9 protein-coding genes are annotated in these 8,545 nt (G+C 55.2%); 6 read left to right on the forward strand and 3 right to left on the reverse strand.

From position 1 onward, the window contains the following. Positions 1 to 2 precede the first annotated feature (2 nt). Both KQX66_RS33555 and KQX66_RS38125 read left to right on the forward strand, forming a co-directional pair. Entirely contained in the window at positions 3 to 1,607 is a 1,605-nt protein-coding gene (locus tag KQX66_RS33555) for a stalk domain-containing protein (protein WP_216797913.1), read from the forward strand. Positions 1,608 to 1,790: 183 nt separating this feature from the next. Continuing rightward, on the forward strand, positions 1,791 to 3,239 hold the full coding sequence (locus tag KQX66_RS38125) for a L,D-transpeptidase family protein (RefSeq protein WP_216797914.1): 1,449 nt from the start codon (positions 1,791 to 1,793) through the stop codon (positions 3,237 to 3,239). A 273-nt stretch (positions 3,240 to 3,512) separates the two neighbouring features. Here the strand turns inward: KQX66_RS38125 and KQX66_RS33565 are convergent, their stop codons facing one another. Further along, entirely contained in the window at positions 3,513 to 3,650 is a 138-nt protein-coding gene (locus KQX66_RS33565) for a hypothetical protein (protein WP_216797915.1), read from the reverse strand. Between the two features lie 164 nt (positions 3,651 to 3,814). Between KQX66_RS33565 and KQX66_RS33570 the strand changes: the two genes are divergently transcribed. Genes KQX66_RS33570 through KQX66_RS33580 form a run of 3 tightly spaced genes read left to right on the forward strand, consistent with a single transcriptional unit; the run spans position 3,815 to position 6,215 of the window. Then, positions 3,815 to 4,909 (forward strand): quinone-dependent dihydroorotate dehydrogenase, encoded by a 1,095-nt coding sequence (locus KQX66_RS33570; protein ID WP_216797916.1) that lies wholly within the window; start codon positions 3,815 to 3,817, stop codon positions 4,907 to 4,909. A 27-nt stretch (positions 4,910 to 4,936) separates the two neighbouring features. Continuing rightward, entirely contained in the window at positions 4,937 to 5,740 is an 804-nt protein-coding gene (gene yjbM / locus KQX66_RS33575) for a GTP diphosphokinase (RefSeq protein ID WP_216797917.1), read from the forward strand. A gap of 52 nt (positions 5,741 to 5,792) precedes the next feature. Next, a complete protein-coding gene (locus KQX66_RS33580; RefSeq protein ID WP_216797918.1) occupies positions 5,793 to 6,215 on the forward strand; it encodes a DUF309 domain-containing protein in 423 nt (140 codons plus the stop codon). A 28-nt stretch (positions 6,216 to 6,243) separates the two neighbouring features. Here the strand turns inward: KQX66_RS33580 and KQX66_RS37660 are convergent, their stop codons facing one another. Together KQX66_RS37660 and KQX66_RS33590 are read right to left on the reverse strand one after the other, a co-directional pair. Continuing rightward, a complete protein-coding gene (locus tag KQX66_RS37660; RefSeq protein WP_253957609.1) occupies positions 6,244 to 6,900 on the reverse strand; it encodes a phosphatase PAP2 family protein in 657 nt (218 codons plus the stop codon). Between the two features lie 105 nt (positions 6,901 to 7,005). After that, a complete protein-coding gene (locus tag KQX66_RS33590; protein ID WP_216797919.1) occupies positions 7,006 to 7,488 on the reverse strand; it encodes a thioredoxin family protein in 483 nt (160 codons plus the stop codon). Positions 7,489 to 7,692: 204 nt separating this feature from the next. Here KQX66_RS33590 and KQX66_RS33595 point away from each other — a divergent pair. Next, positions 7,693 to 8,545: RsmB/NOP family class I SAM-dependent RNA methyltransferase (locus tag KQX66_RS33595; protein WP_216797920.1), on the forward strand; the 853-nt coding region annotated here is incomplete at its 3' end.

Raw genomic sequence — 8,545 nt, forward strand, 5'->3', positions numbered from 1 at the left:
CTATGAAGAAAGCAACGAAACGAATCGCCGTGTCGCTTCTGATGTCCGCCATGATTGGCGGCGCATCGGGCGCGCAAGCTGCCGAGTGGTCGAAGGACGCCCTGCAGGGCGAGAACGGGCAACCGTTAACGGAGATGACAACATTGGCCGGAAACGGCGGCTTGGGGAGCGTGGACGGAGCGGGCGCGTCCGCTTCCTTCCGGATGCCGGGAGGATTGGCTGTGCTGAAGGACGGTACGGTGCTGGTTTCGGATACCCGAAACCAACTGATCCGCAAGCTGTCGCAGGGGACGGTCAGCACCTTCGCCGGTGCACCCTATAAACAGGACGTCAAAGGCTTCCCTGTTGGCGCTCTGTTAGACGGGAAGAGCAATGCCTCGCTTTTCAACGAGCCTCAAGGACTTACTGCCGACGCTAACGGCAACGTATACGTAGCCGATTCGGGAAATCATGCGATCCGTAAAATCGATACCGCCGGTCAGGTCAGCACCGTCGCGGGCAGCGGGCTGCTCGGAAGAAAGGACGGCAAAGGGCAGGATGCTTTGTTCTATCGTCCGACGGATGTGGCTGTCGCAGCCGACGGTACCTTGTACGTGGCGGATTCGCTCAATCATGCGATCCGAAGCATATCACCTTCGGGTGAAGTCAAGACGCTGAATGCCTTATCGTCCCGCGTCGTAGAATTGTTTCCCGGACAGGTATCGCCTGCGGGGGATTTTGCCGACGGGGATTTGAAAAGCGCCAAGTTTAACGAGCCGACCGCTCTTGTGCTGGACGCCAAAGGAAATTTGATCGTAAGCGATTCCGGGAACCAGCGCATCCGATATATCGATTTGCAGACGGGGAAGGTAACGACGCTGGCAGGCGGAGGTCAGGCGGCAACGAACAAAGAGCTGCACGTTCAGAGCGGCTTCGCCGACGGGAGCGCGTCGGATGCGAGATTTAACTTTCCGATGGGCCTTGCCTTGACGGGGGAAGGCGGACTTGTCATTGCCGACAGTCAGAACCATGCGATTCGTTACTTGCTGGACGGGCAAGTCAGCACCATCGCCGGGGCAGCCGACCGTACAACCGGAAATGTTGACGGGATTGAAGGAAGCGCTGCGTTCCATCGTCCGATGGATGTCGGAGTTCGTGCCGATGGAGCGATCCTGGTGGCCGACGCCTACAACAACAAGCTTCGCGAAGTCAGTCTGTATCGGTTGCCGGACGGTTTTCCGAAGGATGGCGCCGTTAAAGTCGTCGTGGACCGGCAGCAGATCGCGTTCGAGGCCCAGCCGGAGATCGTCAACGGAAGAACGATGGTTCCGATCCGGGCCATTACGGAAGCGCTTGATTATAAAGTGACATTCGACAATGCGGCCCGGGCCGTGCAGCTCGCCAAGGACGGCGAGACGATCGAGCTGTATATCGGAAAGACCGGAATCAAGCGGACGGTACCCGGACAGGAAGCAACCGTCAAGCCGACGGATGTCGAGCCGTATATTTCGCAAAATCTCACCTTCGTGCCGCTCCGTTTCTTTGCCGAAGAAATCGGAATGGACGTTCAGTGGGACGAGGCGACACAAACGGCGATTGTGCGCAGCAAAACGAAATTATCAAAGTAATTTGCATTCCGACAAAATAAGACCTATTCCGAGGAATTTTTTAAGCGGCGCTCTTCTCGGAGTAGGTCTTTTCGATTAGGTTTACATCGGAAGAAAGGATGCAGGAAGCGAAGCGAGAGTATTAAGAAAAGCGCTTCTCTCGCCGATATAGTTTGCAGGAAGACGGAAAGAGAGGGGCGCCCCGTGAAACCGAAAGATTCGAAGGATTCGGAAGAACAGCTTCAGCTCTTTTTCAAACAGGATCCGTTTTATTTAAAAAAATACGTCAAAGAGCATCCGAACAATAAAATGGCGTGGTACTTGCTCGGACGCGACTATGAAGCGCAGGGGAAAAAGGGAAAGGCGCTGTACTGTTACGCGCAGGCCGGAGAAGTCTATGAAGCGTATGAGAATCAGAAGGTGGCTCTGCCTCCTGAGGAAATCGAACCGATCCATCGCTGGGGAACGGAACGTCAGAAGGACAGACGGAAACGGCTCGCCCGCCTGATGGCTGTCGGTCTGCTCGCGTTTGCCGGTATATTGTTTGCCCCCGAGCTGGGGCGTATATTCGAGAAGACGGAAGAAAGCGCCCGCACGCCGGTCATCGTGCTGCCGGAAGGGATGACGTCCTCCGAGCTGCTGGAAACGAAAGTGTACTATATGGCCGGCGAGAAAACTCAACAGAATGTCGGCGCTGCGCTGCAAGAGATGCTTCTGCGTGAACGAATCAGCAGCTACGCGATTTTGGCCCGGGGGATTCCGCTCGACGGGACCGCTTGGATCAACTGGCTGAAGAAGCCGGAGACGCTGCTTTCTGTCGAAGCGAAAGCGAATGCGGCGCAGCAGCAGATCGATTATCATGATGCGGCTGCTTGCAGCTGCCAGCCGAGCGATCCGCAGAAGGCGGATGGCATTGTGGCCGCTTGGATGACGAAGCAGGAGCAGGATCTCGTGCTGCGCTCTGCCGTTGCGGCTTATATCCGGCGTACGGGGCAAGCGCCGGCGCAGGCTTCGCAGCTGACGGAAGCGTATCCGAACAACGTGCTGCCGGGGCTGACTCCCTATATGAAGGAAACGTTCGACCGGGACAAGGAGGCTTTGGCTGCAGAGCTGAGCGCATGGCTCAAGCAAGCCGGGGCGCAGCCTGCGGCCGCCGACGGAAATCCCGTGCCGCCCGGAACGGGACAGGGGAGTTTGACCAAGCCGTTAACCGAACCGATGCGGATTATTATCGATAAGCAGGCTCACCGGCTGTCGGTCGTCAGCGGCAACATCGTCGTCCGCAATTATCCGGTAGGCTTGGGGGCCGAACGAACACCGGAGGGCAGCTTCGTCATCTCGGAAAAGGTGCGCAATCCGAACGGAAAATCGAACGGGGAGTTCGGGAGCCGGGGGATGACGCTGTCCGATACGAATTATGCGATTCACGGAACGAACCGGCCGTCCAGTATCGGCAAGGACGAATCGCTGGGCTGCATTCGTATGGCTAAGGAAGATGTGGAGGAGCTGTTCGATCTGGTACCGCTCGGAACGAGTGTGACGATCGGCAAAGGCGCGCTGTCCAAGGAGGAATCACGCAGCCCCGAACCGTATGGGGTGACGCCGCAAAGCGTCGACACGAATCCCGGGAAGAAGTACAATTGGTTGAATTAGGGAGCTTGGTCTTCCAAGTCGGCTGAGGCTTTAGCATGAAAAGCATCACCTTGATAGTCGGTGGAGCATGCCCTTACGGCCGCTCTTGAAACTCGTGATATTCAGATTCCATTTTGCGGTATTATCACGAATTTCAAAGGCGGGCAGCGCAAGCGCTTCCTACAGGGCATACTCCACCTGTTTTACCGGTGATATTTTCAAAAGACTTCTACCATAGCCTTTGTTAGAGAAGACCAAGCTCTTGGGCTAGAGGATGGAAAGCGCTAACAAGCCTTAATGGTTGAAAATAAGCAGAACAATCATGCCGAGAATGACGACGCCGAAGATGGAGCTGGCCCACACGATCAACTTCTTATTAGGCTCATCCTTTGTTTTCCGCTGCGCATAGGGGGATATTTTCTTTTTTGACATAGACCTCAGCCCTGCCTTTATAAATGGATTAAGCATATTTTAACATAATGTATTGTTTTAAGTTGTATGGATTTTGTGACTTGTCCCCTTTATTTTTGCTTCGTAAAGCGCTAAACTGTCAAAAGAGACTAACGAAGAGACACGTGCGGGGAGAGGACAGAAGCATGCTTTACAAAAAAATCGCAAAGCCGGTGCTGTTCGGGATGGACCCGGAGAAGGCGCATCATCTCATTATCGACGGACTGCATACGTTTGCCAAGCTGCCTGGCGGACGGGGGTTGCTTCGCGCGATGTGGGGCGTCCGGGCGTATCCGGAGCTGGAGAGCGAGCTATGGGGGATCAAGTTTCCGAATCCGGTCGGCTTGGCGGCAGGGTTGGACAAAAATGCGAAAGCGGTCCCCGGTTTTTCGAACATCGGTTTCGGCTTTATGGAAGTCGGCACGGTGACACCGAAGCCGCAAGCCGGCAACGAGCTGCCGCGGCTGTTCCGGCTCCCGGAGGACGAGGCGCTCATCAACCGGATGGGGTTCAACAATGTCGGAATCGAAGGCATGAAGCGAAATTTGCGCAATCAAGGCCAGCGCACGATTCCGCTTGCCATCAATATCGGAAAAAACAAAACGACGCCCAACGAACAGGCGGAAGACGATTACCGCGCTTGCATTCAAGCGCTATATGGATACGGAGACTTTTTCGTCGTCAATATCAGCTCGCCGAACACGCCGGATTTGCGCAATCTGCAGCACGGGGACGATCTGTCGCGTCTGCTCGCGGCCGTGAAGGACGAGATCCGCAAACAGCATGCCCGCTTCGGCGGACGGGAGAAGCCGGTGCTCGTGAAGATTGCGCCCGATCTGGAGTCGCAGGAAATCGAGTATATGGTCGAAACGATTGTACGGAGTAACGTCTCCGGCATCATCGCGTCCAATACGACGATCGCCAGAGACGGTCTGCGCCATGCGAACCGGGGAGAAACGGGCGGATTAAGCGGCCGACCGCTGACGGGGCGCTCTACCGAGCTGATTCGAACCGTATACCGTTTGACGGACGGGAAGCTTCCGATTATCGGCTCGGGAGGCATTTTTACGGCCGAGGACGCCTATGCGAAGATTCGGGCGGGAGCCAGTCTGGTCGAAGTATACACCGGCTTGATCTACGAAGGGCCGGACGTGCTGCGGCGCATAAACCGCGGACTTCGCACATTGCTTCGGCAGGACGGATTTACGCACATATCGGAGGCGATCGGATCGGGGCATTAAGGCAAGAAAGATTTGGAGGTCGACGGAATGGACGGACGCGATTGGAAAAAGTTTCTACTGCCTTACGAACAGGCGGTCGAGGAATTGAAAGTCAAATTCAAGACATTGCGCGCGGAGCTCAAAAGCCGGGATGAATATTCGCCTATCGAATTCGTAACCGGCCGGGTCAAGAGGACTTCCAGCATTTTGGAAAAAGCCAAACGGCTGAGTGTTCCGATGGATCAGCTCGAGACCGGGATCGAAGATATTGCGGGCATCCGGATCATGTGTCAATTCGTTGAGGATATCGAACGATTGGCCGAATTGATCCGTGCCCGGGAAGATATGACGCTATTATATGAGAAAGATTATATTACGAATAACAAGCCGAGCGGTTACCGCAGCTACCATATGATTGTGGAATACCGGGTCCAGACGGCGCTCGGCATGAAGCGCGTGCTGGCCGAGATTCAGCTGCGGACGCTGGCGATGAATTTCTGGGCGACGATCGAGCATTCGCTGAACTATAAATACCGGGAAAGCTTGCCGGAGGATGTCGTCGCACGGCTCAGCCGGGCGGCGGAAGCCGCTTACCAGCTCGATCAGGAGATGAGCAGCATCCGGGAAGAGATCGTCGAAGCTCAAAAGCTGTTCGAGGACAAGTCGAGTATTGTGACCAAGGTGCTAAACGGCATTCAGGAGCTGTATTTTCATCTGCGGGTGCGGGAAGCCGCGCAGTTTCAGATGCGCTTCAACGAGCTATGGGATACGGATGACGTCTGGCTGCTGAAGAAGCTGTCAAACGAGGTGGATCAGGCGGTTCACCGGGCGAAGAAAAATTCCTTGGCCTGAAGTCCGGTGAAGCCGGGCCTCCGCTGGAGGCTACCGAAACGGAGGCGAGACGGTGACAACGTCATACGATCGTTTATATATAGAGTTCGTCTATTATTTTAACGTGGCGCGTGACTATTTCGAATGTCACGAAGTGATGGAGGAGCTTTGGCTCGAGGAAGGTAGACATCCGTTGTACCAAGGCCTGCTGCAGGTGGCAGTAGGCCTTTACCATTACCGCAACGGCAATACAAGCGGGTCGATCAAGCTGTTTACCGCAGCGTTGGACAAATTGGATAACTACCCGGAGGACGCGCTGGGGATCGACCTGGGCCGGCTTCGCGACGACAGCCGCCTGTACTTGAACAAGCTGGCGCGTGCGGAGGAGCAGCCTTTTGCTTTCTACGATCTGGACATCCATATTCTGGACGCCGAACTGGAGGCATTGGTGGAAGAGCTGAAGCAGAATCCGCCGGAGCCGCACGAAGAGGATTAGACCGGCGGCCGGGCGCAGCACTGCGACGCTAGGACCGCCGCGAGACGAGAACGGCTTGCAGCCCGACCCCGCATACGGTAAGCCATGCCGCCCCGGCGGCAAATCCGGCGACAACGTCGCTCGGATAATGAACCCCCAAGTAAATGCGGCTTACGCCGATCATGATGATCAAACAGCCGGCCGTTACGGCGATCACCAGCTTCAGAACGGGAGATTTGACGAACATGAAGAAGAGCATGGCCAGCATGCCGTAGAAGACGATCGACGCCATGGAATGACCGCTGGGGAAGCTGTAGCCCGTTTCTTCCACGACCCGGCGCAGCATCGGCCGCTCCCGTTCGAAAATTAGCTTCAGCAGCTGATTGAACAGCATGCCGCCGGTGACGGCCACTACGAAAAAAAGAGCTTCCCATTTCTTCTTTCGCCACACCATCAGAGATACGCTAACGGGCAGCAGGACGAACAACGTCTGAAACGCCCCGAATAAAGTAATCCCCTTCATCCATATGGTCAGCTTAGGACTGATATGCGATTGAATCCAATCGATATACGTCCGGTCAAAGCGCTCCAGTTGATTTTCCCGTAAATCGTGTGCGAACTTAACGAAGATCAGAAGCGACAGCAGCACGATAACGACTGCGGTCAATATATATTTTCCGGTCAGCCATGCTTGTTTGGGTTGCATCGTGGCCCGTTACAGCTCCTTTTAAAAAAATGAAATAAAAAAGAAACAACGGACCGCAATCCGCTGCTTCGGGTATCCTTGGGCGTCCACCGACAGCCGGCAGGATTATTTTTTATGTTTTTCGAAAAAGGCTTTGAATGATTCGGCTTTTTGTTCACCGACGAGACGCTCGACTTCTTTGCCGCCTTTGTAATAAATCAAGGTCGGGGTTGCTTCGATATTGTATTTTTGCCATCCGTCCCTGAACTCTTCAAGATTGAACTGCCTGACGTCGATGTTGAAATCCTTGGCGACCGGCATAAGCACAGGCGTTGTCACCTTGCAGTGCGGGCACGTCGAACCGAAATAGTACAGGTAGAAATCTTCCTGAGCTGCGATCTTCTTGTCGAGCGCGTCAGGCAAAATGATGTTTTGGTAGTACGGATCCTCCAGCAGCGCCAGCGTGGCCGGATTCAGCTTGTCCGGCGCAATGCCGTATACGTTATTCGCGTACTTTCCGAATTTCGCCTGGTTGGATTGTTGATTGACAAAATAAAGAGCTCCGAACAGAACGACGATAATCGCTAAAAAGATACCTAACTTTTTCATGATTCCCCTCTTCCTACCGAGATAAATGGTTACTCCAAAAACATTCGTTACTTATGCAAAGTTTCCTCCTTCTATCATACAATAAAATTGAAGGATTTTCGACATTGGCGTGGAATACATGGGTAGACTAGGGACATCCAAGCGAAGGAACACCGGAAGCGATAAAATCTTTTTCTTCCAGATTAACTGAAACGAGTGACGATAATGACGGAGCCGATGCTGCCGGAAGCATTTAAACAAAAAATGGAAGGCTTGCTGGAGGCCGAATATTCGGCCTTTCTGGCGTCTTATGGGGAGGAACGGCATTACGGCCTGCGCGTCAATACGCTCAAACTGTCCGTAGAGCAGTTTCGCGGCTTGACCTGCCTGGAGCTCGAACCGGTTCCATGGGCGGGAACCGGCTTTTACTACCGGGAAGGAGACGGGCGGCCAGGAAAGCATCCGCACTACCATGCAGGACTGTATTACATTCAGGAGCCGAGCGCAATGGCTCCTGTCGAGCTGCTTGACGTCCGCCCCGGCGAAAGGGTGCTGGATTTATGCGCCGCGCCGGGCGGAAAAACGACGCAGCTTGCGGCCAAGCTGCAAGGAGCCGGGCTGATCGTAGCGAACGACGTGCATCCGGACCGGGTGAAGGCGCTGGTGAAAAACATTGAGCTGAGCGGCGTACGCAACGCCGTCGTGCTGAACGAAGATCCGGCGAAGCTGGAAGGAGCTTTTGCCGGCTACTTTGATAAGATTCTGATCGATGCGCCCTGCTCGGGCGAAGGCATGTTCCGCAAGGAAGAGGATATGGCCAAAGTCTGGCGTCCGGACTGGCCGGAGAAATACGCCGAGATGCAGCGGACGCTGCTGAGGCAGGCGGCTCACATGCTGAAGCCGGGCGGCTTGATGGTCTACTCGACCTGTACGTTCTCGCCGGAGGAGAACGAGGCGATGATCGCCGCGTTTCTGGACGAGCACCCGGCGTTTGCGGTCGAGCCGCCCCCCGCCTTCGGCGGCTGGGCGCCCGGCCGGCCGGACTGGCTCGGCGGGCGCTACGCCCGCGGGGCCGAAA

This window comes from Paenibacillus oleatilyticus, assembly GCF_018998565.1.
Taxonomy (GTDB): Bacteria; Bacillota; Bacilli; order Paenibacillales; family NBRC-103111; genus Paenibacillus_G; species Paenibacillus_G oleatilyticus.

What these genes read in the sequence shown, in the direction of transcription:
- KQX66_RS33555 (WP_216797913.1), top strand. Translation starts at nt 3, where the DNA reads ATGAAGAAAGCAACGAAACGAATCGCCGTGTCGCTTCTGATGTCCGCC.
- KQX66_RS33565 (WP_216797915.1), bottom strand. Translation starts at nt 3,650, where the DNA reads ATGTCAAAAAAGAAAATATCCCCCTATGCGCAGCGGAAAACAAAGGAT.
- KQX66_RS33570 (WP_216797916.1), top strand. Translation starts at nt 3,815, where the DNA reads ATGCTTTACAAAAAAATCGCAAAGCCGGTGCTGTTCGGGATGGACCCG.
- yjbM (WP_216797917.1), top strand. Translation starts at nt 4,937, where the DNA reads ATGGACGGACGCGATTGGAAAAAGTTTCTACTGCCTTACGAACAGGCG.
- KQX66_RS37660 (WP_253957609.1), bottom strand. Translation starts at nt 6,900, where the DNA reads ATGCAACCCAAACAAGCATGGCTGACCGGAAAATATATATTGACCGCA.
- KQX66_RS33590 (WP_216797919.1), bottom strand. Translation starts at nt 7,488, where the DNA reads ATGAAAAAGTTAGGTATCTTTTTAGCGATTATCGTCGTTCTGTTCGGA.